General features: G+C 63.3%; 22 protein-coding genes, 1 tRNA gene and 1 pseudogene. 15 read left to right on the top strand and 9 right to left on the bottom strand.

The window, feature by feature from the left end; translation table 11 throughout:
- Window positions 1-93: 93 nt before the first annotated feature.
- A tRNA-Gln gene (locus I6F35_RS04545) sits at window positions 94-167 on the bottom strand.
- Between the two features lie 537 nt (window positions 168-704).
- Here I6F35_RS04545 and I6F35_RS04540 point away from each other — a divergent pair.
- The 5 genes from I6F35_RS04540 (at window position 705) to I6F35_RS04520 (ending at window position 5,369) form a co-directional block, all read left to right on the top strand.
- On the top strand, window positions 705-1,958 hold the full coding sequence (locus tag I6F35_RS04540) for an ABC transporter substrate-binding protein (protein ID WP_225116439.1): 1,254 nt from the start codon (window positions 705-707) through the stop codon (window positions 1,956-1,958).
- Window positions 1,959-2,040: 82 nt separating this feature from the next.
- Window positions 2,041-2,904 (top strand): branched-chain amino acid ABC transporter permease, encoded by an 864-nt coding sequence (locus I6F35_RS04535; protein ID WP_225116438.1) that lies wholly within the window; start codon window positions 2,041-2,043, stop codon window positions 2,902-2,904.
- Window positions 2,904-3,899 (top strand): branched-chain amino acid ABC transporter permease, encoded by a 996-nt coding sequence (locus I6F35_RS04530; protein WP_225116437.1) that lies wholly within the window; start codon window positions 2,904-2,906, stop codon window positions 3,897-3,899. Before I6F35_RS04535 ends, I6F35_RS04530 begins: the two co-directional genes overlap by 1 nt.
- The gene (locus tag I6F35_RS04525; protein ID WP_225116436.1) at window positions 3,889-4,656 is read left to right on the top strand and encodes an ABC transporter ATP-binding protein; all 768 of its coding nucleotides are present in this window, start codon (window positions 3,889-3,891) and stop codon (window positions 4,654-4,656) included. The genes I6F35_RS04530 and I6F35_RS04525 overlap by 11 nt, the downstream gene beginning before the upstream one ends.
- Window positions 4,653-5,369, top strand: coding sequence for an ABC transporter ATP-binding protein (locus tag I6F35_RS04520; RefSeq protein WP_225116435.1), 717 nt, complete (start codon window positions 4,653-4,655; stop codon window positions 5,367-5,369). The genes I6F35_RS04525 and I6F35_RS04520 overlap by 4 nt, the downstream gene beginning before the upstream one ends.
- A 116-nt stretch (window positions 5,370-5,485) precedes the next feature.
- Here I6F35_RS04520 and I6F35_RS04515 read toward each other — a convergent pair whose 3' ends face one another.
- On the bottom strand, window positions 5,486-8,626 hold the full coding sequence (locus I6F35_RS04515; protein WP_225116434.1) for a multidrug efflux RND transporter permease subunit: 3,141 nt from the start codon (window positions 8,624-8,626) through the stop codon (window positions 5,486-5,488).
- The gene (locus I6F35_RS04510; RefSeq protein ID WP_225116433.1) at window positions 8,623-9,792 is read right to left on the bottom strand and encodes an efflux RND transporter periplasmic adaptor subunit; all 1,170 of its coding nucleotides are present in this window, start codon (window positions 9,790-9,792) and stop codon (window positions 8,623-8,625) included. Before I6F35_RS04510 ends, I6F35_RS04515 begins: the two co-directional genes overlap by 4 nt.
- A gap of 296 nt (window positions 9,793-10,088) precedes the next feature.
- Between I6F35_RS04510 and I6F35_RS04505 the strand changes: the two genes are divergently transcribed.
- The 5 genes and pseudogenes from I6F35_RS04505 to I6F35_RS04485 all read left to right on the top strand — a co-directional run bounded on the left by I6F35_RS04505 (window position 10,089) and on the right by I6F35_RS04485 (window position 13,583).
- Window positions 10,089-10,547, top strand: a complete 459-nt coding sequence (locus I6F35_RS04505; protein ID WP_225116432.1) for a MarR family transcriptional regulator — start codon at window positions 10,089-10,091, stop codon at window positions 10,545-10,547.
- A 340-nt stretch (window positions 10,548-10,887) separates the two neighbouring features.
- Window positions 10,888-11,328, top strand: a pseudogene (locus I6F35_RS04500) (PKHD-type hydroxylase); the annotation flags it as partial.
- Window positions 11,325-12,308: a tonB-system energizer ExbB gene (gene exbB, locus I6F35_RS04495; protein WP_225116431.1), complete on the top strand. Its 984-nt coding sequence runs from the start codon at window positions 11,325-11,327 to the stop codon at window positions 12,306-12,308. The pseudogene I6F35_RS04500 and the gene exbB, both read left to right, overlap by 4 nt.
- A gap of 3 nt (window positions 12,309-12,311) precedes the next feature.
- Window positions 12,312-12,782, top strand: a complete 471-nt coding sequence (gene exbD, locus I6F35_RS04490) for a TonB system transport protein ExbD (protein WP_225116430.1) — start codon at window positions 12,312-12,314, stop codon at window positions 12,780-12,782.
- 12 nt (window positions 12,783-12,794) lie between these two features.
- A complete protein-coding gene (locus I6F35_RS04485) occupies window positions 12,795-13,583 on the top strand; it encodes an energy transducer TonB (protein ID WP_225116429.1) in 789 nt (262 codons plus the stop codon).
- Between the two features lie 219 nt (window positions 13,584-13,802).
- Here the strand turns inward: I6F35_RS04485 and I6F35_RS04480 are convergent, their stop codons facing one another.
- From I6F35_RS04480 to I6F35_RS04470, 3 genes are all read right to left on the bottom strand, one after another.
- Window positions 13,803-14,210 (bottom strand): hypothetical protein, encoded by a 408-nt coding sequence (locus tag I6F35_RS04480; protein WP_225116468.1) that lies wholly within the window; start codon window positions 14,208-14,210, stop codon window positions 13,803-13,805.
- Between the two features lie 44 nt (window positions 14,211-14,254).
- The gene (locus I6F35_RS04475; protein ID WP_225116428.1) at window positions 14,255-14,935 is read right to left on the bottom strand and encodes a site-2 protease family protein; all 681 of its coding nucleotides are present in this window, start codon (window positions 14,933-14,935) and stop codon (window positions 14,255-14,257) included.
- A 114-nt stretch (window positions 14,936-15,049) separates the two neighbouring features.
- On the bottom strand, window positions 15,050-15,970 hold the full coding sequence (locus tag I6F35_RS04470) for a DMT family transporter (protein ID WP_225116467.1): 921 nt from the start codon (window positions 15,968-15,970) through the stop codon (window positions 15,050-15,052).
- A 101-nt stretch (window positions 15,971-16,071) separates the two neighbouring features.
- Here I6F35_RS04470 and I6F35_RS04465 point away from each other — a divergent pair, with 101 nt between their 5' ends.
- Complete coding sequence (locus I6F35_RS04465) at window positions 16,072-16,920, top strand: LysR substrate-binding domain-containing protein (protein ID WP_225116427.1); 849 nt, start codon at window positions 16,072-16,074, stop codon at window positions 16,918-16,920.
- On the opposite strand, the gene I6F35_RS04460 is transcribed toward I6F35_RS04465, so the two are convergent.
- From I6F35_RS04460 to I6F35_RS04450, 3 genes are all read right to left on the bottom strand, one after another.
- The gene (locus I6F35_RS04460; RefSeq protein WP_225116426.1) at window positions 16,917-17,663 is read right to left on the bottom strand and encodes an SDR family NAD(P)-dependent oxidoreductase; all 747 of its coding nucleotides are present in this window, start codon (window positions 17,661-17,663) and stop codon (window positions 16,917-16,919) included. The two genes, I6F35_RS04465 and I6F35_RS04460, sit on opposite strands and share 4 nt — an antisense overlap.
- Before the next feature lie 124 nt (window positions 17,664-17,787).
- Window positions 17,788-18,519, bottom strand: a complete 732-nt coding sequence (locus I6F35_RS04455) for an SDR family oxidoreductase (RefSeq protein WP_225116425.1) — start codon at window positions 18,517-18,519, stop codon at window positions 17,788-17,790.
- A gap of 132 nt (window positions 18,520-18,651) precedes the next feature.
- Window positions 18,652-20,460, bottom strand: coding sequence for an IlvD/Edd family dehydratase (locus I6F35_RS04450; RefSeq protein WP_225116424.1), 1,809 nt, complete (start codon window positions 20,458-20,460; stop codon window positions 18,652-18,654).
- Window positions 20,461-20,682: 222 nt separating this feature from the next.
- Here I6F35_RS04450 and ugpC point away from each other — a divergent pair, with 222 nt between their 5' ends.
- The 4 genes from ugpC to I6F35_RS04430 all read left to right on the top strand — a co-directional run bounded on the left by ugpC (window position 20,683) and on the right by I6F35_RS04430 (window position 25,095).
- A complete protein-coding gene (ugpC, locus tag I6F35_RS04445; protein WP_225116423.1) occupies window positions 20,683-21,744 on the top strand; it encodes a sn-glycerol-3-phosphate ABC transporter ATP-binding protein UgpC in 1,062 nt (353 codons plus the stop codon).
- A 54-nt stretch (window positions 21,745-21,798) separates the two neighbouring features.
- Window positions 21,799-23,118, top strand: a complete 1,320-nt coding sequence (locus I6F35_RS04440) for an ABC transporter substrate-binding protein (protein ID WP_225116422.1) — start codon at window positions 21,799-21,801, stop codon at window positions 23,116-23,118.
- Window positions 23,119-23,234: 116 nt separating this feature from the next.
- Complete coding sequence (locus tag I6F35_RS04435; protein ID WP_225116421.1) at window positions 23,235-24,194, top strand: sugar ABC transporter permease; 960 nt, start codon at window positions 23,235-23,237, stop codon at window positions 24,192-24,194.
- The gene (locus I6F35_RS04430; RefSeq protein ID WP_225116420.1) at window positions 24,187-25,095 is read left to right on the top strand and encodes a carbohydrate ABC transporter permease; all 909 of its coding nucleotides are present in this window, start codon (window positions 24,187-24,189) and stop codon (window positions 25,093-25,095) included. The genes I6F35_RS04435 and I6F35_RS04430 overlap by 8 nt, the downstream gene beginning before the upstream one ends.
- The last annotated feature ends 17 nt before the right edge of the window (window positions 25,096-25,112 follow it).

Here is a 25,112-nt window from a genome sequence, read left to right as displayed (position 1 = left end):
TCGGTAGGTCGGTCCACGACCGACCCCGACGGTCTATCGTTCGGGCCAAAAGCCGGCTCCGGATCATCAAATGGTTGGTGAGATTGCCTGATCTGGCTGGGGAACCTGGATTCGAACCAAGACAAACAGAGTCAGAGTCTGTTGTGCTACCGTTACACCATTCCCCAAAATTGCTCAACGGCATCAATAGCTTAAGTCTGTGGCCGGGGCAATTGGTGGCGAGTGAGATCGTTGCGGATCGTCGCCTCGCGTCGAGGTCCTTCTACTGTCCGGTCGGGGCCTTGGCAAGCAGGTAGGGTGGGTCTTTCCGCGTAAAATGCGGCCGGCCACGGGTAGGTCCATCGGCCAATTGGCTTCGGTGCTCCCCGAATTCTTCTTCGCAGGATGGCTGTGACCATCGGCATCTGCCTGATTGGGACAACACTCCCTCACGCCTGACATGACGCGACGCGTGTGGTGACATGCAACGTCGCACGCGAATGTGCGCGCCGCACGCGCAGTGCTCAATTGACCAGCGTTGAATCGGCGGCGCGATCAATTGCGTGATGCGCATGCGCACTCGCGGTCTGCTCAGCTTGCCGAGGTCAAAGCGCCATGCGATGGTGATGTACCAAGAAAGCGGGAGACGGGGCTGCAACGGCTCATGGCCATCCCGCGCATAAAAGAAGCCCGGCACCGGGCAGGGATATTGGAGGCGTTCGAGGATGAGATTTTCATATGTCATCGGGCTGTGTTCGGCTGCCGTCATGTCGGTCGCGCTGGCGGGCAATGCCGCGGCTCAAGGCAAGACCGTCAAGATCGGCGCGATTTTCCCGATGAGCGGCAATGCCGCGAGCATCGGCGTTCACGTCAAGCATGCGTTCGATGTCGCGCTCGACATCATCAACAATCCTCATCCCGAGCTCGGCAACTTCCCGCTTGCCAAGAATGGCGGTCTCGCGGGCCTCGGCGGCGCCAAGGTCGAGATCGTCTACGCGGATAACCAGGGCAGCCCAGCCACCGGACAGAACCAGGCGCTGCGGTTGATCACGGAGGAGAAGGTGGTGGCGCTGACCGGCGCCTATCAGTCCGGCATCACGCTGACCGCGAGCGCGATCGCCGAGAAATACAACATCCCCTTCGTCAACGGCGAGTCGGTGGCGCCGAACCTCACCGAGCGTGGCTTCAAATGGTTCTTCCGCGTCACGCCGATCGCGACCGATTTCGCGCGCGTCTACTACGAATTCCTCACCGACATGAAGGCCGCCGGCGCCAAGACCGACAACATCGCGATTCTCCACGACAACACCGAATACGGCGCCTCCGTCGCCAACACCATCACCACGGCGTTCAAGGAGAAGGGCATCGCGATCGCGCTCGACGTCGCCTATGCCACCAACGCGACCGACGTGCAGAGCCAGGTGCTGCAGCTCAAGGAGAAGAAGCCCGACGTCGTCATCGTGATCTCCTACACGTCGGATGCGATCCTGCTCGCCAAGACGATGCAGGCGCTCGATTACAAGCCGCCGATGTTGCTCGCCGACGACGCCGGCTATTCCGACCCGTCCTTCATCAAGGCGGCCGGCAAGGTCTCGCAAGGCGCCTTCAACCGCTCGTCATTTAGCGTCGGTCCCGCCGGCTCGCCGACCGCGATCATTGCCAAGATGTACAAGGACAAGAGCGGCGATGACATGGACGACACCGTCGCGCGCCAGATGCAGGCGCTGTTCGTGCTGTGCGAAGCGATCGACCGCGCCGGTTCGACGGAACCGGCCAAGATCCAGGCCGCGTTGAAGGCGACCGACCTCAAGCCCGATCAGATCATGATGGGCTACCAGGGCGTCAAGTTCGACGACAAGGGCCAGAACATCCTGGCGTCGGGCCTCATCATCCAGCTGCAGGACGGCGAGAACTACGTCTCGGTCTGGCCGAAGGCCAGCGCCGAGAAGCCGCCGAGCATGCCCTACAAGGGCTGGTGATAGATGCGAGGGCGGGGCGCAAGCTTAGCCCTCGTCATATGCCGTCAATGGCGACGGCACGGATGGATAGACGCAAACCTTCATGACCTTCACGCTTGTTCAGGTGATCGTCGGCGGCCTCCTGCTGGGAGCTGTCTACGCGCTGTTCTCCTCCGGCCTGACGCTGGTCTGGGGCATGATGAACGTCGTCAACTTCGCCCATGGCGATTTCGTCATGCTCGGCATGTATGTCGCGTTCGTCGTTTACACGCTGCTCGGCGGAGGCCCGCTCGTCGGCGCGCCGCTCGCGATGCTGCTGCTGGCTACGCTCGGCGTCATCGTCTATTTCGCCTTGATCCGCGACATCATGAAAGGGCCGATGCTGGCGCAGATCCTGGGCACCTTTGGGCTCGCGCTGCTGCTGCGCTATTCGGTGTTCTGGTGGTTCGGCGCCAATTTCCTGTCGCTGCCGGAAAACCTCGTCGGCGGCACCTTTGACATCTTCGGCATCCGCATCCAGGCTTCGCGCCTCTTGGCCGGCGTGGTCGCGTTATTGGTGACGCTCGGGCTGCATCTGCTGCTGACACGCACCACGCTCGGTTCGCGGATGCTGGCGGTGGCCGAGGATGCGACGGCCGCGCAGCTCATGGGCATCCGGCCCGACAGCATGCAGGCGGTTGCCTGGGCGATCGCGGCCGGCGCCACCGGCCTTGCCGGCGCGCTGATCGCAACCTTCTTCTACATCGTGCCGACAGTCGGCGAGACGCTCGGCATCGTGGCCTTCGTCACGGTCTCGCTCGGCGGCTTTGGCAGCGTGCCCGGCGCGCTGGTCGCAGGGCTCCTGATCGGCGTGATCGAGTCGCTGTCGGGCTATCTGATCGGCGCCGTCTACAAGGACATCGTGGTCTACGCGCTGTTCCTCGGCTTCCTCTGGTTCAGGCCACAGGGCCTGATGGGCAAGACGTGATGCGGCGCTATGTTTGGCTCCTGATCGCGCTCGCGCTGGTGATCGCCTATCCGCTGGTGTTTACCACGCCGTTCCAGCAGCGGCTCGGCGCGCTGGTGCTGCTTTATGCGATCGCAGCCTCGGCCTGGAACATCGTCGGCGGCTATGCCGGCCAGGTCTCGGTCGGCCATGTCGTGTTCTTCGGCTGCGGCGCCTATGCCGCGATGGCGGCGTATGCGCATTTCGCGCTGTCGCCGCTGATTGGAATTCCCGCCGGCATCGTCTTTGCGGTCCTGATCGCGGCCGTGATCGGCGGCCCGACGCTGCGGTTGTCGGGCCACTATTTCAGCATGGCGACGATTGCGGTCGCCGAGCTGGCGCGGCTGATCGTCACCAACACCGAATATCTCGGCGCGGCCGTCGGCCTGAGCGGCCCGACCGTGCCGCGCAACGTCTTCGATCTCTCCTTCATCTCGGCGCTGCCATACTACTACCTGTTCCTCTTGATCCTGATCATCACGCTCGGCATCACCTGGTGGATGACCAACAGCCGGATGGGGTTCTACCTGCGCGCCATCAAGGATTCCGAGCGCGCGGCGCGTTCGCTCGGCGCGCCCGCAAGTCGCACCAAGCTTTACGCCTACATGCTGAGCGCGGGGCTCACCAGCGTCGCCGGCGCGCTCTATGCGATGATGTTCGGCTTTGTCGATCCCGAGTCCGGGCTCGGCATCCTGATCTCGGTGAAGATCCTGATCATGGCGGCGCTCGGTGGCGCGGGCCTGTTGTTCGGTCCTTTCGTCGGCGCGGCGATCCTGGTGCCGCTGGAGGAAATCTCCAACAGCCTCCTCGGAGGCAAGGGCGCCGGTCTGACCTTCGTCGTCTACGGCGCCATCATCGTGCTGATCGCGCGCTTCCAGCCCGGCGGCATCCTGTCGCTGATCAACCGTCTCTGGGCGAAGCGCCGGGCCGGGCCGATAGAAGAAAAAGTCGCCGAAGGGGCCAGCCATGCTTCTTGAGGCGCGCGGGGTGACAAAAGCTTTCGGCAGCTTCAAGGCTGTCGATGCCGCCAGCGTCACGCTGGAGCAGGGCGATATCCTCGGCCTGATCGGACCGAATGGTGCCGGCAAATCCACCTTCTTCAATTGCCTGACCGGCGATCTCGCGCTGACGTCGGGGCAGGTGCTGTTCGAAGGCCACGACATCACCCAGTTGCCGTCCGAGGCGCGTGCGCGTCTTGGGCTGGCGCGCACCTTCCAGGTGCCGCAGACCTTCGAGGGCATGACGGTGCTCGAGAACGTGATGATCGGCGCCTTCCTGCGCACGACGCATCGCGCCGAAGCCGAGACCAAGGCGCGGTCCGTGCTGGAGTGGGTCGGCATGATGCGGCTCGCGGATGCCCCGGCGCGCTCGCTCGGCACGCCCGGCCGCAAGCGGCTGGAGATCGCGCGGGCGCTGGCGACCGAGCCCAAGGTGCTCCTGCTCGACGAGGCGATGGCTGGATTGACGCAACGCGAGGTGCGGCTTGCAATCGATCTCGTGCGCGACATCCATCGCTCCGGCATCACGCTCGTGATCGTCGAGCACATCATGGAAGTGATCATGTCGCTGGCGAGCCGGGTGATGGTGTTCCACCAGGGCAAGGAGATCGCACGCGGCAGCCCGCGCGAAGTGACGTCCAATCCCGCTGTCATCGCAGCCTATCTCGGCACGCGCGCCGCCAAGGCCGCCGCCGGCCACACACCGATCGAGTTGATGGGCGGGCCCTCGACATGACCGGGCCGCTGCTGAAGCTGGAACATCTGGAAGTGCGTTACGGCGATTTGATCGGCGTCTCCGACGTCTCGCTGGAAGTGCCCGCGGGCAGCGTGGTTGCGCTGCTCGGCTCCAATGGCGGCGGCAAGACCACGACGCTGAACGCGATCGCGGGCCTGATCCCGGTGCATGCCGGCAGCATCCATTTCAACGGCGAGGAGATCGGGGGGCAGAGCGCGTTCGCCATCGTGCGCAAGGGGCTCGCTTTGTCGCCGGAAGGCTGGCGGCTGTTCGTGCAGCAGAGCGTCGAGAACAACCTTCTGCTCGGCGCCACGCCGCTGCAGGGCAAGACGCGCATCGGGACGTTGCTCGAACGCGTCTACGAGATCTTCCCGCGATTGAAGGAACGCCGCAGCCAGCGCGCCGGCACCATGTCCGGCGGCGAACGGCAGATGCTCGCCGTCGGCCGCGCGCTGATGAGCGACCCGAAACTGTTGATGCTGGATGAACCGTCACTCGGCCTGGCACCGGCGGTGGTGGAGTCGATGTACGAGACCTTCGGCCGGCTGCATCGCGAAGGGCTCACCATCCTGCTCGCGGAGCAATCGATCGAGCTTGCGCTGGAAGTCTCCGACTTCGCCACCGTGCTGCAGGTGGGCCGCAGCGTGCTGTCAGGCACCGCCGCGGCGCTGGCGCAGGACCCGCAGGTGCAGAAGGCCTATCTCGGCGCGTGACGTGTGGATCCTGCGGGCTGAGGCTTGTCATTGCGAGCGGAGCGAAGCAATCCATGTCTCCGCGCGCTGCGGCATGGATTGCCTCGTCGCTGTGCTCCTCGCAATGACCGTGCTGCTTACTCCGCAGCTTCCTTGACGGAACGCTCTTCCCGGTGCTCCTCGTCCGCATCGGTCGAGCTGCTCCAGCCGGCGAACAAATTGGAGAGCTTGTCGAGATAGAGATAGACCACCGGCGTCGTGAACAGCGTCAGCGCCTGGCTGACGATCAGGCCGCCGACCATGGCGTAGCCGAGCGGCTGACGGATCTCCGATCCCGTGCCGGTGCCGAGCATCAAGGGTACGCCGCCGAGCAGCGCGGCCATCGTCGTCATCATGATCGGGCGGAAGCGGAGCAGGGCGGCCTGCCGGATCGCGGCCTCCGGCTCCAGATGATCGTCGCGCTCGGCCGCGATCGCGAAGTCGACCATCATGATGCCGTTCTTCTTGACGATGCCGATCAACAGGATGATGCCGATCAGTGCGATCAGGCTGAAGTCGAAGCCGGCCGCCATCAGGATCAGGAGCGCGCCGACGCCGGCCGACGGCAGCGTCGACAGGATGGTGATCGGATGGATGTAGCTCTCGTAGAGGATGCCGAGGATCAAATAGACGACCACCAGCGCCGCCAGGATCAGTAGCGGCACCGTGCTCAGCGACTGCTGGAACGCTTGCGCGGTGCCCTGGAAGCTCGAATTCAGCGTCGGCGGCGCGCCCAGCTCGACCATCGCCTTCTGCACCGCATCGGTCGCTTGGCCCAGCGCCACGCCCTGCGCCAAGTTGAAGCTGATGGTGATTGCCGGGAACTGGCCCTGGTGACTGATCGAGAGCGGCCGCACCGGCACGCTGGTCCAGGTCGCAAAGGTCGACAGCGGCACCTGCTCGCCGGTCAGCGGCGATTTGAGATAGATCTTGTTCAGCGTGTCGATGCTGCCCTGCAGCTCGGGCAGCACTTCCAGGATCACGTGATAACTGTTGAGCTGGGTGAAGTACTGCGTCACCTGGCGCTGGCCGAACGCGTCATACAGCGTATCGTCGATGAGCTGCGGCTGGATGCCGTAACGCGAGGCGGTGTCGCGGTTGATCTTGAGTTCGAGCGTAGTGCCGTTGGTCTGCTGGTCGGTCGCGACATCGCGCAGTTCCGGCAAGGTCTGCATCTTCGCCAGGATCTTCGGCGCCCATTCGTTCAGCTCGGCGAGGTTGGCGTCCTGCAGGGTGAATTCGAACTGGGTGCGGGTCGGCCGGCCGCCGAGCCGGACATCCTGCGCCGCCTGCATGAACAATCTGGCACCTTCGACCGGCTCGAGCTTCGGCCGCAGGCGCGCGATGATCTGCTGCGCGTTGGCGGAGCGCTGGTCGCGCGGCTTCAGCGTGATGTACATGACGCCATTATTGCCGGCCCGGCCGCTGCCGCCGACGGCCATGGCGACCGTCGCGACATCGGGATCGGCGAGCACGATCTTGCCGAGCGCTTCCTGCTTGCGCTTCATCTCGGCGAAGGAAACGTCCTGGTTGGCTTCAGAGGTCGCGGTGATCAGGCCGACGTCCTGCTGCGGGAAGAAGCCCTTGGGAATGATCACGAACAGGTAGACCGACAGGCCGAGCGTCGCAAAGAAGATCATCAGCGTGGTGAACTTCCAGCGCAATGCGAGATCGAGCACGCTTTGATAGGCCCGCAGCATGGCGTCGAAGCCGCGCTCGCTCATCTCGTAGAAGCGGCCGTGCTTGGTCTCGCCATGGGAGCGCAGGAAGCGCGAGGCCATCATCGGCGTCAGCGTCAGCGATACGAACATCGAGACGAAGATCGTCATCGCCAGCACGACCGCGAATTCGCGGAACAGGCGCCCGATGATGCCGCCCATCAGGAGCAGCGGAATCAGCACCGCGACCAGCGAAATGCTGATCGAGACGATCGTGAACCCGATTTCGCTCGCGCCCTTGAAGGCCGCCGCCATCGGCTTTTCGCCTTCCTCGATATAGCGGGTGATGTTCTCCAGCATCACGATGGCATCGTCGACCACGAAACCGACCGCGATGGTCAGCGCCATCAGCGACAGGTTGTCCAGCGTATAGCCGAACACCCACATCAGCGCGCAGGCGCCAAGCAGAGCGAGCGGCACCGTCACGGTCGGGATGATCGTCGCCCAGAAGCTGCGCAGGAAGACGAAGATCACCATCACCACCAGCGCGATGGTGAGCAGCAGCGTGAACTGCACGTCCTCGACTGCGGCGCGGATCGTGGTGGTGCGGTCGCTGATGACATCGATCTTGATCGCCGGCGGGATCGCCGCGACCAGTCGCGGCAAGGTCTCCTTGATCTTGTCGACGGTGTCGATGACGTTAGCGCCGGGTTGTTTGAAGATCACCAGGAACACGCCCCGCTTGCCGTTGGCCCACGCCGCCTGCTTGGCGTCTTCCGGACCGGCGACGGCCTGGCCGATATCGCGAATTCGCAACGGGCCGCCATTGCGGTAGGCGATGATGACGTCGTTCCAGGGCGCAGCCTTCAGGAGCTGGTCGTTGGCGTAAACCGTGTAGGCGCGGGTGTCGCCGTCGATATTGCCCTTGGGACTGTCGACGGTGGCGCTGGTGATCGCGGCGCGCACGTCCTCCAGCGACAGGCCTTTTGCCACCAGCTTGCCCGGATCGATCTGCACGCGGACCGACGGCTTCTGCTGGCCGCCGATAATGACCTGCGCCACGCCGGAGATCTGGCTGATCTGCTGTGCGAGCTGGGCGTCGACCGCGTCGCTCACCTCAGTCAGCGGCAACGTCTCCGAGGTTGCCGACAACAGCATGATCGGCGCGTCCGCCGGGTTGACCTTGCGATAGGTCGGCGGCGACGGCAGGTTCTTCGGCAACTGGCCGCTTGCCGCGTTGATGGCGGACAGGACGTCGTTGGCGGCGCCGTCGATGTTGCGGTTGAGGTCGAACTGGATGGTGATCGCCGTAGTCCCGAGATAGCTCGTCGAGGTCATCTGGGCCACGCCGGGAATCTGAGCGAACTGGCGCTCCAGCGGCTGGGCCACCGAAGTCGCCATGGTTTCCGGACTGGCGCCGGGCAAGCTCGCGTTGACCTGGATGGTCGGGAAATCGACCTGCGGCAGCGGCGCGACCGGCAACAGCGGATACGCCACCAGGCCGACAAAAAGAATGCCGGCCATCAGCAGCGAGGTGCCGATGGGGTAGCGGATAAAGGGAGCGGAAATGCCGTAGCTCATTCCGGCTTCACCTTGGATTGTGTCGCGTCCGAGCTCGCGACCGCCGTGCTGACGAGGGCGCCGGGCGAGACTTTGTATTGGCCTGAGGTAATCACCTGCTGGCCCGGCGATAACCCCTCGTCGACCACCGATTTGCCGTCGATCGAGTAGCTGACCTTGATCCGGTGCAGCTCGGCCTTGTTGTCCTGATTGACAGTATAGGCGTAAAGCCCGTCCGTGCCATGCTGGACGGCATCGTCGGGAACCACGGTCGCGTCCTTCAGCGTCCGCACCAGGAGCCGCGTCGAAACCGACTGACCCGGCCACAGCGCGTGGTCCTTGTTCTCGAACACCGCTTTCAGGCGGATAGTCCCGCTGGTCGTATCGACCTGGTTGTTGATCAGCGCGAGAACGCCGGTGGACAAAGCGCGCTTGCCGTCGGTGGAGTAGGCGATCGTTTTGGGCGGGGAAGCCGCGAGCGCGGCCTTGATGTCAGGCAATTGATCCTCCGGCGCGGTGAAGATCACCGCGATCGGCTCGATCTGGGCGATCGAGACGATGCCGGTCTGGGTTGCGGCATTGACGATGTTGCCGACATCGACCTGGCGCAGGCCAGCGATCCCCGTGATCGGCGCCTTGACGGTGGCGTAGTCGAGCTGCGTCTGCGCATTCGTGATCGCCGCCTCGTCGGCGGCGATCTGCGCCGTCAACTGGGCAACCATGGAGCGCTGGGTATCGGTCTGCTGGCGGGTCGCGAACTCGCCGAGCCTTGTGTAGCGCTGCAGATCGAGCTTGGCGTTGGCGAGATTTGCCTCGTCCTGCTGTTTCTTGGCCGTGGCCTGATCAAGCGCGGCCTGATACGGCCGCGGGTCGATCTCCACCAGGACGTCGTCCTTCTTGACGAGCTGGCCTTCCTGGAAGGCGATCTTCATGATCTGGCCGTCGACGCGGGTGCGGACCTGGACGGTGTTGAAGCCCTGCACAGTGCCGAGGCCGGTCAGATAGACCGGGAAATCCGCCGTCTCGACGCGCGCGATCCGAACCGGGACGGGCGGACGGGCAGGGGCGGCAATTTTTTGTCCATCAGCCTTGGTGTGCTCTCCGCCATAGCGCTGCACGCCAAAGTAGCCCGCGGCGCCGATCGCGGCAACCAGCAGGACCCAACCTATCGTTCGTGACTTGGACATGCACGCTCATGGGTTCGAAAACAATCATGGGTGTTTAAAACCGTTCCGAGGAACCCATATAATATGTCAGCACTTAATGAGTACACACACTAACGCTTGAGAATCCTAAACATTTGGAAAGGTTTAGAGTGTGATCCGGAGAAAGTGGAAACCGGCTTTCCATCGCGACAAATGCAACGCATCTGCGCGGAGATCATGCGCGAGCAAAGAGATGAAATCATGATCCGATTTTGTCCAAGCGGATCAAGATCTGGGAGCGCGCTGCTGAAATCCTGGATTGGTCTGGCGAAACCGATATGTCACTCGAGCTGAAACGTCAGCTTGTTTCGCAGCTTGTCGAGAGTTCGCGCCTGCTGCGCAACTATATCGATCATCGTGCGAAGGCGCGCGGCACCACGCGTGCGCAATGGATCGTGCTGTTTCGGCTGCGCGAACAGGAGGGGCTGTCACAGGTCGATCTCGCCGACGTGCTCGAGCTGCAGCCGATCTCGCTGGTGCGGCTGCTCGACCGACTGGTCGAGCACGGCCTGCTCGAACGCCGGCCCGATCCGAAGGACCGTCGCGCCAACCGGCTATTCCTCACCGACCGCGGCCGTCAGCTCGTCGACGATCTCGACAGCCTGCGCGATGCGATCGCAACCGACGTGCTGCACGACATTCCCGATCAGAGGATCGAGGCCAGCCTTCGGACGTTGCGGGACATCAAGGACCGCATCAAGTCGCTCGGCGAAGGTCCGGACGTCGCGGTGAAATAGTCGGCCTGCGATGTGGCGCCGCATCCGTCATCGAGGCGCTCCAATCCGAAAATCAATGCCGTCCATGGTCGCAGCCCGCGAGCGCCATCTGGCTGAGAGATGGACGATTGAGCGCCGATTAAGGTTCGTTTGCAATCGAACTATGTCGTGCCGCGGCGCTTTTGCGGCTCTTTAGAATCATTATTAGAACGGTTTCAAACAATCAGATTAGAAGCGTTCTGATCCTGGTCGCTATTCGCTTCGACGTGTTTGCGGAAACGACCACAAAGCCGTCCATGAACAACATCTTCATGCGCTGCATCGAAGCGATCTGCCGCGATCGGACTTAGAATCTCTCCACCCTTCGTTCAACCTTTACGCCGCCGACGACGGCCTCCATTTCGGTCTGCACGTCGACGACCCGGTGAGGGAAGACGATCTGACCGGCCTGCGGATTCGCGCCGACCTCTCGATCACGCTATTTTTGCCGGAACGGGAAGACTATAATGGCGCCGCGGTCGTCATCAAAGATTTCCACGGCTCACGTCAAGTGAAGCTGTCGGCTGGCGATCTTTACCCTGCTTCTGGTTTGCATCTGGTCACGCTGGTACCTAGAGGCGCATCGGTTGCGTCTTTCTTCTGGCTGCAGAGCATGATACGGGATGCCCATGCTCGCAGTCTGATCTTTGATCCAGACACCGCTATCCAGGCCTTGGTGGAGCGGCTTGGGCGAGACAACACCGAAACGGTCAGATTGACCGGCATCTATCACAACCTGATCCGCCACTGGGCCGAAGTATGAACATCTTAACTACCCGCGCGACGCTAGTTGCACTTTCCGTGCTGACGCTGGTCTCGCTGGCGGCGCCGTTGTCGGCGCAGCAGCAGATGGCTCCCGCTCCATCCGTGCCTGTCGCGCAGCAGCAGGCTGCTCCGGCCGCTCCGCAACCGCCGGCACAGGCGGCGACGCCGGCGCAGTCACCCTCAGCAGTGGCGCCGGTTGCATCTCCGGGAACTCAGGACGCGGCGTCCGCCGATGGCGAAGGCAAGTCGCAGAAGTCGGCCACCATCGCCGGGCTGAAGGAACTGTCGCCCTGGCTGATGTTCTGGAATGCCGACATCGTCGTGAAGGCGGTGATGATCGGCCTCGCCTTTGCGTCGCTGGTGACCTGGACGGTGTTCATCGCCAAGATGATCGAGCTCACCCTCGTGCAGCGCAAGCTGCGCGCCGCACTGGCCAAGATCAGCGATGTGCGCTCGCTTGCGGAAGCGCAATTCGCGCTCGGCGCCAAGGGCAGCGTGCTGTCGACCCTGATCGCCGCAGCGATGCGGGAAGGGCGCCTGTCGGCCGGCATCTCCAGTGATGCCGGCATCAAGGAACGCGCGGCGTCGAGCTTTGCCGAGATCGTGCGCGCCGAAGGCCGCCGTATCCGCGTCGGCATGGGCCTGCTTGCGACCATTGGCGCCACCTCGCCCTTCGTCGGCCTGTTCGGCACCGTCTGGGGCATCATGAACAGCTTCATCGGCATCTCGAAATCGCAGACCACGAACCTCGCGGTGGTCGCACCCGGCATCGCCGAGGCGCTGCTCGCAACCGCGATCGGCCTCGTTGCCGCGATCCCGGCCGTGATCATCTACAATCACTTCTCGCGGGTGACGAAGGGCTATCTCGAATTGGTCGGCCGGGCCTCGGGGGCGGCGGCGCGGCTATTGTCACGCGATCTCGACCGCACGCATGTCAGCATGTCCGGCGGCGCACATTCGCGCGCGGCGGCGGAGTAGGCCATGGCTGTTTCGATTGCAGAGAACGACGGCGACGACGACGATTTCGCGGAATCGCACGAGATCAACGTCACGCCGTTCATCGACGTGATGCTGGTGCTGCTGATCATCTTCATGGTGGCCGCGCCGCTTTCCACCGTCGACCTGCCGATCGACCTGCCGACTTCGAGCGCGACGCCGCAGAAGAAGCCGGACAAGCCGACCTATGTCAGCATCAAGTCGGACCTCACGCTGGCGATCGGCGAGAATTCCGTCAAGCGCACCGAACTGGTCCATTCGCTCGACACCCTGGCCGACATGAGCAAGGACAAATATGTGTTCCTGCGCGCCGACCGCGCCGTGCCCTATGGCGAGCTGATGGGGGTGATGGAAATCCTGCGCTCGGGCGGCTACACTCGGGTCAAGCTGGTGACGCTCGAAGGCGTTCCCGGTGCGCCTGCCGCGCCGCCAACGGCTGAGCCGGCAAAACCCTGACGGCGGGCAGCGATGTCTGACCTCGATCTCGAGCAAAAGCCTTCCCGACGCTTGTGGATTTGCGCCGCAGTGACGGCGCTTGCGCTGCATCTTGGCGGGGCGGCGCTGGCGCTTGCGAATTTGCGCGGCGACGACGTCGGCGACGGGCTGGGCGCGAATGCGGCCGAGTTCGCGGTGGAGATGGCCTCGCCCAAGGTCGAGGAGGAAAACCTGCCGCCGGGTCCTGACGCCGATGCGTCGCAGGCATCTCCGCAGCTCGCCGAGCAGAAGGCCGAGGTGAAGGAGACCGACCTTCCGAAGGACGTGCCGACCGAGTCCGAGGACCCCGATCGCATCGTGACGCCGAACGACTCGCAGAAGCCCAAAGAGGAAGAACCGGAGGTCTCGAAGGTCCAGACCCAGGCTTCCGAGGAGGCGCCCGCCCAGGAAGCAACCGCGCGGCAGACGCTGGAGGAGAAGGCGCCCGAGGCCGAACAGGCCAAGGCCCCCAATCTCGGCATCGGCAAGGACAGGCAGAAGCTCACCGCCGATTGGGGCCGCAAGATCAGCGCCTATTTTGAGCTCCACAAGCGCTATCCGCACAACAAGAGCAAGGCGACCACGGTGAGGGTCAGCATCGTGCTGAACCGCCGCGGCAACGTCGTCAACGTCGCCGTCGCCGAATCCTCAGGCGATCCTACCTTCGACGACGCGGCCATCTCGATGATCCGCCGCTCCGATCCGGTCCCACCGCCGCCGGCCGAACTCACCGAAGACCAGTTCGCCTTCAGCCTCGATGTGAACTTCAAGAAGCCGAAGTAGTGAACTTGCAGGATGGGTAGCGCGGGGCGAAATCCATCGATTTCGGAGCAAGCGCGAATGATGGGCTTCGCTCCGCTCTACCCATCCTGCGTTTGCTGCATTCGTCCCGCGCTCAACTAGAGCATTTTCGGTTCTGATTGAATCAGAACCGAAGCTCTAGATTCTTGTTTTGACGCGTTTTCTTCACGCGAACCGGTGTCCACTTCGCTCGAAAACGCTCTAGCGCCAGAAATACCGGATGCCGACGTAGACCACGACGAGGCAGGCGAAGATCAGCGCTACCGGCAGCGGCCGTTTGCCCGTTGGCCCGGACACGCCGGTCTTCTTGGCGGGCAGGCGACGGAAGGCGGTGACGTTGCCGCGGTCGGCGACCGGCTCGCGGGAGGGGGCGGGAACGTCCGGCGGCTTACCGGCACCGCCCATCTCGGCATAATAGCTCTTGTACATCAGCTTGATGGTGGCCTCGCCCGCCTCGGCCTCGGGCATCTGCTCCGAAAGCTTGTTGTAGGTGGCGAGGAAATTCTGCGCGTCGGCCGACAGGGATGACGTGCCATTGAGCTTGGCGAGCATTTTCCAGGTCGCGAAGTCCGCTCTGGCGCGGGTGTCCGCACGTCGAGCGATCAGCATATCGGCAGCTTTGATCAAGAGGCCCTCGCGATTTTTTCCTCAGCTTAGGCGTTGCCCGTGATGAGGAGAAGCGCACGTATCACATAGCCGGTCAGTGTCCCCAGTATCGCGGAAATAATATCAAGATTGAGACCAAGCTGCGAACCGAGGAGGGGCAACAGGATCAAAAGCCCGATCAGGATCAGCAGCCCATAGGGCTCGAGCCGTGCGAGCGGCTCGGCAAGCGCCCGGGGCAGCAGCCCGACCGCCACCCGGCCGCCATCCAGCGGCGGGATCGGCATCATGTTGAAGATCGCAAGCACGATATTGATCAGGAAGGCGTTTTTGAGATTGTCCGCGATCCAGCGCGCGCTGTCCGGTGGGATGAAAGGGAGCGCGTGAAACGCGAGCGCGACAACCATAGCGAGAATGATGTTGATGGCAGGGCCGGCCAGCGCCACCCAGACCATGTCGAGCCGGGGATGCTTGAGGTTGCGGAAATTCACCGGCACCGGCTTGGCATAGCCGAACAGAAACGGCGAGTGCGACAGCAAGAGCACGGCGGGCAGAATCACCGTGCCGAACGGGTCGATATGCTTGACAGGATTGAAGCTGACGCGGCCGAGTTGCCAGGCGGTATTGTCACCCAGCCGGTAAGCGACAAAGCCGTGTGCCGCCTCATGGAAGGTGATGGCGATCAGGAGCGGCAGCACCCAGACGGAGATGGTGTAGAGGGAGATGTTCAAGGAGGATATCCGGTCGCGGCGGCGGCCGCTTTCAACCAGACATGGTTGCAGCTCGGTTCCAGCGCAAGGCGGTCAACGCGCGACGCATTGGCGCGGAATATCGGCCCGCCGGCGTCACGGCAGCTTCTGCACCGCCGCCGGATCGGCCTTGCGGACCTTTTTAGGGCCCGATTGCGCAGTCGCGATCCAGATCCCCGCAAACACGGTCACGATACCGACCGCCAGATTCCAGCTCAGCGGCTCGCCCAACAGCGTGGCGCCGACGAGAGATGCCGCGATCGGATTGACGGTTACCGAAATTGCGACGCACGTCGGCGTAGTACGCTCCAGTGCGAACGCCCACAGATAGAATGTCAGCGCGGCTCCGAAGGCGCCGAGATAGATCGCGCCGAACCATTGCGGTGCGCCGAAGGCCGCGACCGGTGCGAAACTGTCGCGCGCGAGCGAGGCGACGGTAAGGCAGGCCGCGCCGGCGGCCATCGCCATCGTGGTGAACGGAACGGGACCGGAGCGACGGATGAAAGGTTTTGACCAGATGCTGTAGAGCGCCATGCAGAGCGCGGCCGCTACCATCAGCAGATCGCCGCGCCACGCCCCTTCCGGCGCGGCGCTGAGGCCGGAAAGCAGGGCCATGGCGACGCCGAGGATCGTCACCAGCACGCCAACGGTCTTTCGCAGCGTCAACTGCTCGCTGCCAAGCGCGGCGCCGACCGCCATCGTCACCAGCGGCAATGTCGAGAGCGCGAGCGCGCCTCGCGCCGCCGTCGTGAAGATCAAGGATGCGTTGAACAGGATCGGAAACGCGGCGAAGAACAGCAGGCCCAGGCCGATCACGGCCAGCCAGTCGCGCCGCGCCGGCCAGCCCCGCTTTTGGATCAGGACGAGCGGAAGCAGCAGCAGGAAGCCGATGCCGAAGCGAAACGCGCCGATGGCGAGCGGGTCGATGGCGTTGACCAGATAGCGCGTTGCTCCGATCGACGTGCCGCCGAGCGCGCTCGAAAGCAGCGCGGCCAGGACGCCCCACGTCTCACCCATCATGTCTCGCCCATCCATCCCGTTTTCGCCCTTGTCGACCCTAGGTGACAGGCGATAATCAAGGAATGGAATTTATCTGATAGATAAAATCACGGATCGTCATGAGCCTCGACCCAGATCTTCTGAAGGCTTTCGTCGCGGTGGCGGACCATCGCTCCTTCACGCGTGCGGCCGTGGCGCTGAACCGGACGCAATCGGCGGTGAGCATGCAGGTGAAGCGGCTGGAAGAGCGGCTGCAGGCGGAGCTGTTTCACCGCACCAAGGCCAATGTCGATCTGAGCGCGGCCGGCGAGGGCCTGCTTGGCTACGGGCGACGCATCATAAGCCTGAACGAAGAGGCGGTCGGCCGGGTGCGTGAGCACAAGGTGGAAGGAGGCGTTCGCCTCGGCGTGATGGACGACTACGGCACGCTGCTGGTCCCGCCGCTGCTGGCTAGCTTCGTCGCCAATTATCCGCTGATCCATATCGAGATGGAGACGGGGCTGACGTCCTCGATGACCGACCGGCTTGGCGAGACCTATGATCTCGTCATCGCCATGCATCCGGAAGGGCGTGGCGACGGCGAACTGCTGCGGCGCGAGCAGGCGGTGTGGGCGGCAAGCCCGGAGCATCGCGTCGAGGAACTCGATCCGCTTCCCGTGGCGCTCTATCCGCAGGGCTGCCTGTTCCGGAGCTGGGCGATGCAGGCGCTCGACGCTGCGAAACGGCCGTGGCGGCTCGCTTTCGTCAGCCACAGCTTAGCTGCGGTCGAGGCGATCGCGGTGCAGGGATTGGCTGTCACCGTGGTCAAGGCCGGCACTTTTCCGCCGCGGCTCCGGCGCTTGTCGGAGCGCGACGGCATGCCGCCGCTGCCGCGCGCCGAAATCAGGCTGCACCGCGCGGCAAACCTGCCGCGCGCGGCGTCATTATTGGCCGATCATCTGGCCGCAGAGCTTCGCCAGCCAGCTTAATACGTCGCGCGGCCGCCGGAGATGTCGAACACGGCGCCGGTGGAGAAGGCGCAATCCTCCGAGGCCAGCCAGGCGACCAGCGCGGCGAGCTCTTCCACCAGCACGAAGCGGCCCTTCGGGATCTTCGACAGCATGAAATCGATGTGCTGCTGCGTCATCTGGTCGAAGATCGCGGTCTTCGCCGCCGCAGGCGTCACCGCGTTGACGAGGATATTGTGCTGCGCGAGCTCCTTGCCGAGCGATTTCGTCAGCGCGATCAGGCCGGCCTTCGATGACGAATAATGTGCCGCGTTCGGATTGCCTTCCTTGCCGGCGATCGAGGCGATGTTGACGATGCGGCCATAACCTTGGCTGAGCATTGCCGGCACGATCGCCTTGCAGCAGATGAAGGGGCCGTCGAGATTGATGCGCAGCACCTTGCGCCATTCTTCGAGATCGGTCTCCCACACGGTCTTGTTGATGCCGGCGATGCCGGCATTGTTGACGAGAATGTCGATCTTGCCGAACGCCTTCAGCACGTCGTCGCGCGCTTTCTCGACGCCGGCCGGATCGGTGACGTCGACCTTGAAGGCGGTGACGCCAGCGCCGATCTCCTTTGCGGTCTTCTCGGCCAGCGCGATGTCATGGTCCCAGATCGCGACCTTTGCGCCCGACGCGACGAAACGCTCGGTGATCGCGCGCCCGAAACCCTGCGCGCCGCCGGTAACGACGGCACTGCGGCCATTGAGATCGTATTTGTTCATGGAGTGCCTCCCTTTCATCTAAGTTCCTCATGGTGAGGAGCCGCGAAGCGGCGTCTCGAACCATGAGGCCCGTGGCCCATCCCTCGAGACGCCGCGCTATGCGCGGCTTCTCGGGATGAGGGTGTCAGAGTGTCCAGCCGCCGTCGATGACGTGCGCGACGCCGGTGGTGAACGAGCTCTCGTCGCTCGCGAGATAGACGGCGAGCGCGGCGATCTCTTCGGCGGTGCCGAGCCGGCCCATCGGCTGGCGCGCCACGAACATGTCGCGTCCGTTCGGACCCGCTGCAGCCGCGCGCTCAAGCATCGATGGCGTCTCGATGGTTCCGGGGCAAATACAATTGCAGCGCACGCGCTTGATGTAGTCGACCGCGACGGAGCGGGTGAGGGCCGCGACCGCCGCCTTCGTCGCGCCGTAGACGTAGCGGTTCGGCGCCGCCTTGAACACGCCGGCGGCGGAGGAGATGTTCACGATCGAGCCGCCGCCCGCTTCCAGCATGCCCGGCAGGAAGGCGCGGATCGTGCGATGCATCGACTTCACATTGAGGTCGAAGGAGAAGTCCCAATCGTCGTCGGAGCAATCGAGCACGGTGCCATGATGCACGAAGCCGGCCGCATTGAGCAGGATATCGGTCTTGCCGACGCGCTTGGCCATGGCCGTGACCGCAGCGGTGTCGCGCACGTCGAGCCGGGCGACTTCGGCGATACCTTCCTGCTTGAGGAGCGCGAGCTTCTCCTCATCGATGTCGGTCGCGAACACGCTGGCGCCCTCGCGCGCAAAGGCGACTGCGCAGGCGCGGCCGATGCCCACGGCCGCCGCAGTGACGAATGCGCGCTTGCCCTTCAGCCGGTCTGACATGTCTTGTCCCTTCATTCTGCTCGTCATTCCGGGGCGTCGCGAAGCGACGAACCCGGAATCCATGGCGCCACATACGCAAGCGGAGAAATGGATTCCGGGCCTGCGCCTCGCGCATCCCGGAATGACAAGATGCTAGTGATTATCCCGGGCCACCCCGACCTTGCCGGCGATGTCTTGATAGCGGGTGGCGAGTTCGAGGCAGGCGCCGGTGGCCTGCTGGCCGACGGTCGCGCGGTAGAGCTCCTGCCACGGCGTCTGGTTCGCCGGATAGCGGAAGCCGCCATTCGCCTTCAATTCGGCATGCCGCTTCTTCACCTCCTCGTCGGGGATCAGGATGTTGGCGGTGCCCTTGTTGAGGTCGATGCGGACGCGGTCGCCGGTCTTCAGGATCGCCAGCCCGCCATCGGCGGCCGCTTCCGGCGATGCGTTGAGGATCGACGGCGAGCCCGAGGTGCCGGACTGGCGTCCGTCGCCGATGCAGGGCAGGGACAGGATGCCGCGTTTGATCAGCGCTGCCGGCGGCTGCATGTTCACGACCTCGGCGCCGCCGGGATAGCCGATCGGACCGGCGCCGCGGATGAACAGCATGCAGTGCTCGTCGATCTCGAGCGAGGGATCCTCGATCCGCTCGTGGTAATCCTCCGGGCCCTCGAACACGATGGCGCGGCCCTCGAAGGCGTTAGGATCCTTCGGGTTGACCAGATAGCGGTCGCGGAACTCCTTGGAGATCACGCTGGTCTTCATGATCGCGGAATCAAAGAGATTGCCGCGCAGCACCAGGAAGCCTGCGTCCTTCACCAGCGGCTTGTCATAGGTAAAGATCACATCGCCATCGGGCTGGGCCGCTTCCTTGCAGTTCTCGCCCATGCTGCGGCCGTTCACCGTCACCGCGTCTTCATGGATGCGCTTGTGCTTCATCAGTTCGCGCACCACCGCCGGCACGCCGCCGGCGCGGTGATATTCCTCGCCGAGATAGAAGCCGGCCGGCTGCATGTTCACCAGCAGCGGCACGTCGTGGCCATATTTCTGCCAGTCGCCGATCGACAATTCGACGCCGACATGGCGCGCGAGCGCGTTGATGTGGATCGGCGCGTTGGTCGAGCCGCCGATCGCCGAATTCACCACGATGCAGTTCTCGAACGCCTTGCGGGTGAGGATGTCGGAAGGTTTCAGGTCCTCCCAGACCATCTCGACGATCCGCTTTCCGGTCTCATAGGCGATCTGGCCGCGCTCGCGATAGGGTGCGGGGATCGCGGCGCAGCCCGGCAATGACATGCCGAGCGCTTCCGCCAGCGAATTCATGGTCGAGGCGGTGCCCATTGTATTGCAATGGCCGACCGACGGCGCCGAGGAGGCGACGACGTTCATGAATTCTTCGTAATCGATCTCGCCGGCGGCGAGTTGCTCGCGCGCCTTCCAGACCACGGTGCCGGAACCGGAGCGCACGCCATTGTGCCAGCCGTTCAACATCGGCCCGCCCGATAGCACGATCGCCGGCAGGTTCACGGTCGCCGCCGCCATCAGGCAGGCCGGCGTGGTCTTGTCGCAGCCGGTGGTCAGCACGACCGCATCGAGCGGATAGCCGAAGAGAACTTCGACCAGGCCGAGATAGGCAAGATTGCGGTCGAGCGCAGCGGTCGGCCGTTTTCCTGTCTCTTGAATCGGATGGGTCGGAAACTCCATCGCGATGCCGCCGGCGGCGCGAATGCCCTCGCGCACCCGGTGCGCCAATTCAAGATGATGGCGATTGCAGGGCGAAAGATCGTTGCCGGTCTGCGCAATGCCGATGATCGGTTTGCCGGACTGCAATTCCTGCCGCGTCAGTCCATAATTAAGGTAGCGCTCGAGATAGAGCGCGGTCATGCCGGGATTGTGTGGGTTGTTGAACCATTCGCTGGAGCGGAGCTTGCGCTTTGTGACTGGCGTAGCAGGCTTGTTCATTGTTTCTCCCCGAGCGCAACGGCTTATGCTGCACTGCACTCAGCCTTGTTTCGTTGACGCGACTTTATGCACGTCGACCGACTGTTCGCAATTGATTGAGCGCGGCGATATTCAACTTTGATCCAAGGACATGGCGAAAAAATTCTGCTAAGAGGCAACTCAACTTGAAGAGCGGGCAGGGCCGTTATGGTCCTAACCGCCGCTAGAATCGGAGGGAAATGAATGGCGTCGGTGCAGATAAGCGACGTGCGGAAGTCGTTCGGTGGGTTTGAAGTCCTGCACGGCGTGACTGTTCCGATCGAGGACGGTGCGTTCGTGGTGCTGGTCGGCCCCTCCGGCTGCGGCAAGTCGACGTTGCTGCGCATGTTGGCGGGGCTGGAGAACATCACCTCCGGGACCATTTCGATCGGCAATCGCGTGGTGAACAACGTGCAGCCGAAAGAGCGCGACATCGCGATGGTGTTCCAGAATTACGCGCTCTATCCGCATATGACGGTTGCCCAAAATATGGGCTTCTCGTTGAAATTGCGGAATGCGAACCAGCAGGACATTAGCGCCCGGGTCAAGAAAGCTGCCGAAATCCTTGCATTGACGCCGCTCCTGGAGCGCTATCCGCGCCAGTTGTCGGGCGGTCAGCGCCAGCGCGTCGCCATGGGGCGCGCGATCGTGCGCGATCCCCAGGTGTTCCTGTTCGACGAGCCGCTGTCCAACCTCGATGCCAAGCTGCGGGTCGCGATGCGCACCGAGATCAAGGAATTGCATCAGCGGCTGAAGACCACGACGGTCTACGTCACCCACGACCAGATCGAGGCCATGACCATGGCCGACAAGATCGTGGTCATGCATGACGGCATCGTGGAGCAGATGGGATCGCCGCTCGATCTCTATGACAAGCCCGACAACCAGTTCGTCGCGGGATTCATCGGCTCGCCGGCGATGAACTTCCTCAACGGGCATCTGAAATCCAACGGCCAAGTCTATGTCGAGACTGAGGACGGCGCCAAGCTGCCGCTGGCCACCGCACCCACCGCGTCCGATGGAAAGCCAGTGGTCTACGGCATTCGCCCCGAACATCTCGAACTCGCCAGCGACGGCATCGAGGCCGAGGTCGTCGTCGTCGAGCCCACCGGCTCGGAGACGCAGATCGTGTCGCGCATCGGCAAACAGGACATCATCGCCGTGTTCCGCGAGCGACATGAGGTCAAGCCCGGCGAGCGAATTCATTTGCGGCCGCGCGCGTCGTCCGCTCACCTGTTCGACAAGGACACCGGCCGTCGTCTCTAGGCGGCCGGACTAACAAGCCCAAGCAAGACCATAAATTAAGGGAGAAGACTTGAAATGAATAAGTTCACCGATCGCCGTTCGCTGCTCAAGGGCGGTGCGGGCCTTTTGGCCGCCGCAGCGACGATGTCGAGCGATCAGCTATTGGGTTATGCGAAGGCCTGGGCGCAGACTGCGCCGTGGAAGCCGGAGCCGGGGGCGAAGATCAACCTATTGCGCTGGAAGCGTTTCGTCGAAGCCGAAGACGTCGCCTTCATGAAGATCGTCGACGCCTTCCAGAAGGCCAACAACGTCACCATCAACGTTTCCAACGAATCCTACGACGACATCCAGCCCAAGGCATCCGTTGCCGCCAACACCGGGCAGGGCCTCGACATGGTCTGGGGTCTCTATTCGCTGCCGTTCCTGTTCCCGAGCAAATGCGTCGATGTCACCGACGTCGCCGACTATCTCGGCCAGAAATGCGGCGGCTGGACCGACTCAGGCAAGGCCTACGGCATGCTCAACGGCAAATGGATCGGCATTCCCGTTGCCGCCACCGGCGGCCTCGTCAACTACCGCGTCGCCGCGGCCGAGAAGGCCGGCCACAAGGAATTCCCGAAGGATCTCGCCGGCTTTGCCGACCTCGTGAAGGGCATGAACAAGAACGGCACGCCGGCCGGCATGGCGCTGGGTCACGCCTCGGGCGACGCCAACGGCTGGCTGCACTGGGCGCTGTGGGCCCATGGCGGCAAGATGATCGACAAGAACAACAAGGTCGTCATCAACTCGCCGGAGACCGCGAAGTCGCTGGAATACGTCAAGGGCCTCTACGAGAACTTCGTGCCGGGCACGGCATCGTGGAACGACAGTTCCAACAACAAGGCGTTCCTCGCCGGCCAGCTTCACCTCACCACGAACGGCATTTCGATCTATGTGACGGCGAAGAAGGAGAATCCGCAGATCGCGGAGGACATGAATCACGCGCATCTGCCGCCCGGCATCGACGGCAAGACGCGCGAGCTTCATCTCGGTTTCCCGATCCTGATCTTCACCTTCTCGAAGTATCCGCAGACCTGCAAGGCGTTCACCGCCTTCATGCTGGAGCCGGATCAGTTCAACCCCTGGATCGAAGCGGCGCAGGGTTACCTGTCCCACTTCCTCCTCGGCTACGACAAGAACCCGGTCTGGACCGCCGATCCGAAGACCACGCCTTACCGCAGCGTGGCGCAGAGCGCCTCGACGCCGGCCGGCGAGGCGCAGATGAGCGAGAACGCAGCAGCCGCGATCGCCGACTTTGTGCTCGTCGACATGTACGCGAACTACTGCACCGGACGCGAGGATGTGAAGACCGCGATGGCTTCGGCCGAACGCGCGGCCAAGCGCATCTTCCGCTAAGCGGGCAGCCGGCGCGGACTGCCCGCGCCGGCTCTCTGGTTGTTGAGCGATCGGGGGGACGCTCGGATGCCACGGAAGCGGGCCGGGCGCTGCCTTCGATTTGAGTTGGAGACGGAATGAGTACTGTCCAGACATCGATGCCGGTACAGGCCGCCGCAGCCGGCGAGCCGTCACTATGGTCGAGGCTGCGCGCCAACCGCAACTGGGCGGCGCTGTGGTTCATGCTGCCGGCGGCAGCTTTCCTGATCCTGTTCCTGGCCTATCCGCTTGGCCTTGGCATCTGGATGAGTTTCACGGACGAACGCATCGGCCGTGGCGGGATTTTCATCGGCCTCGAGAATTATCAATGGCTGTGGGACGACGCGATCTTCTGGCTGTCGGTCTTCAACACGCTGCTCTACACGCTGATCGCCAGCGTCATCAAATTCGCGATCGGGCTCTATCTCGCGCTGCTCTTGAACCGGCACATGCCGTTCAAGGCGATGATCCGGTCGATCGTGCTGATCCCCTTCATCGTGCCGACGGTGCTGTCGGCGATCGCGTTCTGGTGGATCTATGACGCCCAGTTCTCGATCATCTCCTGGTCGCTGATCAAGCTCGGCGTCATCGACCACAACATCAACTTCCTCGGCGACAGCACCTGGGCCCGCGCCAGCGTCATCTTCGCCAATGTCTGGCGCGGCGTTCCCTTCGTGGCGATCACGCTTCTCGCGGGCCTGCAGACGGTCTCGCCCTCGCTCTATGAGGCGGCGACGCTTGATGGCGCCACCAACTGGCAGCGCTTCCGCTACATCACCTATCCGCTGCTGACGCCGATCATTGCCGTGGTGATGACGTTTTCGGTACTGTTCACCTTCACCGACTTCCAGCTGATCTGGGCGCTGACCCGCGGCGGACCGGTCAATGCGACGCATCTGATGGCGACGCTGAGCTATCAGCGCGGCATCATCTCCGGACGGCTGGGCGAGGGTGCGGCGATTGCGACGGCGATGATCCCGTTCCTATTAGCCGCGATCGCGATCTCCTGGTTCGGCATGCAGCGCCGCAAGTGGCAGCAAGGATCGAACAATGACTGATTCAGCCCTGCATTCGAAAGCGCCGGCACAGGCCGCGAGCGACGACTCCGAGGGCATGAGCTATCTGGAGTCGCTGCCGCGCCGCCTGATCACGCTGTATCTGCCGCTGTTCATCATCCTCGTGGTGCTGCTGTTCCCGTTCTACTGGATGGTGCTGACGTCGATCAAACCGGACGAGCAGCTGATCGACATGGAGAAGTTCAACCCGTTCTGGGTTGTCCATCCGACCTTCAAGCACATCAGCAAGCTGCTGTTCGAGACCCAGTATCCGCGCTGGCTCTGGAACACGATGTATGTGGCTGTTGGCGCCACCTTCCTGTCGATCGCGGCCAGCGTACTGGCGGCCTATGCGATCACGCGACTGCGGTTCAAGGGTGCCGACACCGTCGGCATCCTGATCTTCTTCGCTTACCTCGTGCCGCCGTCGATCCTGTTCATCCCGCTGGCCTCGGTGATCCAGGCCTACGGCCTGTTCGACTCGCCGCTGTCGCTGATCCTGGTCTATCCGACCTTGCTCATTCCGTTCTCGACCTGGCTGCTGATGGGGTACTTCAAGACCATCCCCTATGAGCTCGAGGAATGCGCGCTGATCGACGGCGCCTCGCGCTGGCAGATCCTGGTCAAGATCATCGTGCCCTTGGCGGTCCCCGGCCTGATCTCGGCCTTCATATTCTCGTTCACGCTGTGCTGGAACGAGTTCATCTATGCGCTGACCTTCCTGCAATCGACGCCGAACAAGACGGTGCCGGTCGCGATCGTCAACGAGTTCGTCGACGGCGACATCTACAAATGGGGATCGCTGATGGCTGGCGCGCTGGTCGGCTCACTGCCGCTCGTGATCCTTTACGCCTTCTTCGTCGAGCATTATGTGTCGGCCATGACGGGAGCCGTGAAGGAATAGCGCAGGCGCCCATCTAG

Origin of the sequence: Bradyrhizobium sp. BRP22, assembly GCF_020194175.1 — a bacterium.
In the GTDB taxonomy this organism is placed as follows: domain Bacteria; phylum Pseudomonadota; class Alphaproteobacteria; order Rhizobiales; family Xanthobacteraceae; genus Bradyrhizobium.
The sequence above is the reverse complement of the archived record's forward strand: the minus strand, read 5'-3'. Positions and strand labels throughout refer to the sequence as shown.

Bases quoted from the DNA above. Each gene is read 5' to 3' on its own strand.
- I6F35_RS04540 (WP_225116439.1), top strand. From the start codon at position 705: ATGAGATTTTCATATGTCATCGGGCTGTGTTCGGCTGCCGTCATGTCG.
- I6F35_RS04535 (WP_225116438.1), top strand. From the start codon at position 2,041: ATGACCTTCACGCTTGTTCAGGTGATCGTCGGCGGCCTCCTGCTGGGA.
- I6F35_RS04530 (WP_225116437.1), top strand. From the start codon at position 2,904: ATGCGGCGCTATGTTTGGCTCCTGATCGCGCTCGCGCTGGTGATCGCC.
- I6F35_RS04525 (WP_225116436.1), top strand. From the start codon at position 3,889: ATGCTTCTTGAGGCGCGCGGGGTGACAAAAGCTTTCGGCAGCTTCAAG.
- I6F35_RS04520 (WP_225116435.1), top strand. From the start codon at position 4,653: ATGACCGGGCCGCTGCTGAAGCTGGAACATCTGGAAGTGCGTTACGGC.
- I6F35_RS04515 (WP_225116434.1), bottom strand. From the start codon at position 8,626: ATGAGCTACGGCATTTCCGCTCCCTTTATCCGCTACCCCATCGGCACC.
- I6F35_RS04510 (WP_225116433.1), bottom strand. From the start codon at position 9,792: ATGTCCAAGTCACGAACGATAGGTTGGGTCCTGCTGGTTGCCGCGATC.
- I6F35_RS04505 (WP_225116432.1), top strand. From the start codon at position 10,089: ATGTCACTCGAGCTGAAACGTCAGCTTGTTTCGCAGCTTGTCGAGAGT.
- exbB (WP_225116431.1), top strand. From the start codon at position 11,325: ATGAACATCTTAACTACCCGCGCGACGCTAGTTGCACTTTCCGTGCTG.
- exbD (WP_225116430.1), top strand. From the start codon at position 12,312: ATGGCTGTTTCGATTGCAGAGAACGACGGCGACGACGACGATTTCGCG.
- I6F35_RS04485 (WP_225116429.1), top strand. From the start codon at position 12,795: ATGTCTGACCTCGATCTCGAGCAAAAGCCTTCCCGACGCTTGTGGATT.
- I6F35_RS04480 (WP_225116468.1), bottom strand. From the start codon at position 14,210: ATGCTGATCGCTCGACGTGCGGACACCCGCGCCAGAGCGGACTTCGCG.
- I6F35_RS04470 (WP_225116467.1), bottom strand. From the start codon at position 15,970: ATGGGTGAGACGTGGGGCGTCCTGGCCGCGCTGCTTTCGAGCGCGCTC.
- I6F35_RS04465 (WP_225116427.1), top strand. From the start codon at position 16,072: ATGAGCCTCGACCCAGATCTTCTGAAGGCTTTCGTCGCGGTGGCGGAC.
- I6F35_RS04460 (WP_225116426.1), bottom strand. From the start codon at position 17,663: ATGAACAAATACGATCTCAATGGCCGCAGTGCCGTCGTTACCGGCGGC.
- I6F35_RS04455 (WP_225116425.1), bottom strand. From the start codon at position 18,519: ATGTCAGACCGGCTGAAGGGCAAGCGCGCATTCGTCACTGCGGCGGCC.
- I6F35_RS04450 (WP_225116424.1), bottom strand. From the start codon at position 20,460: ATGAACAAGCCTGCTACGCCAGTCACAAAGCGCAAGCTCCGCTCCAGC.
- ugpC (WP_225116423.1), top strand. From the start codon at position 20,683: ATGGCGTCGGTGCAGATAAGCGACGTGCGGAAGTCGTTCGGTGGGTTT.
- I6F35_RS04440 (WP_225116422.1), top strand. From the start codon at position 21,799: ATGAATAAGTTCACCGATCGCCGTTCGCTGCTCAAGGGCGGTGCGGGC.
- I6F35_RS04435 (WP_225116421.1), top strand. From the start codon at position 23,235: ATGAGTACTGTCCAGACATCGATGCCGGTACAGGCCGCCGCAGCCGGC.
- I6F35_RS04430 (WP_225116420.1), top strand. From the start codon at position 24,187: ATGACTGATTCAGCCCTGCATTCGAAAGCGCCGGCACAGGCCGCGAGC.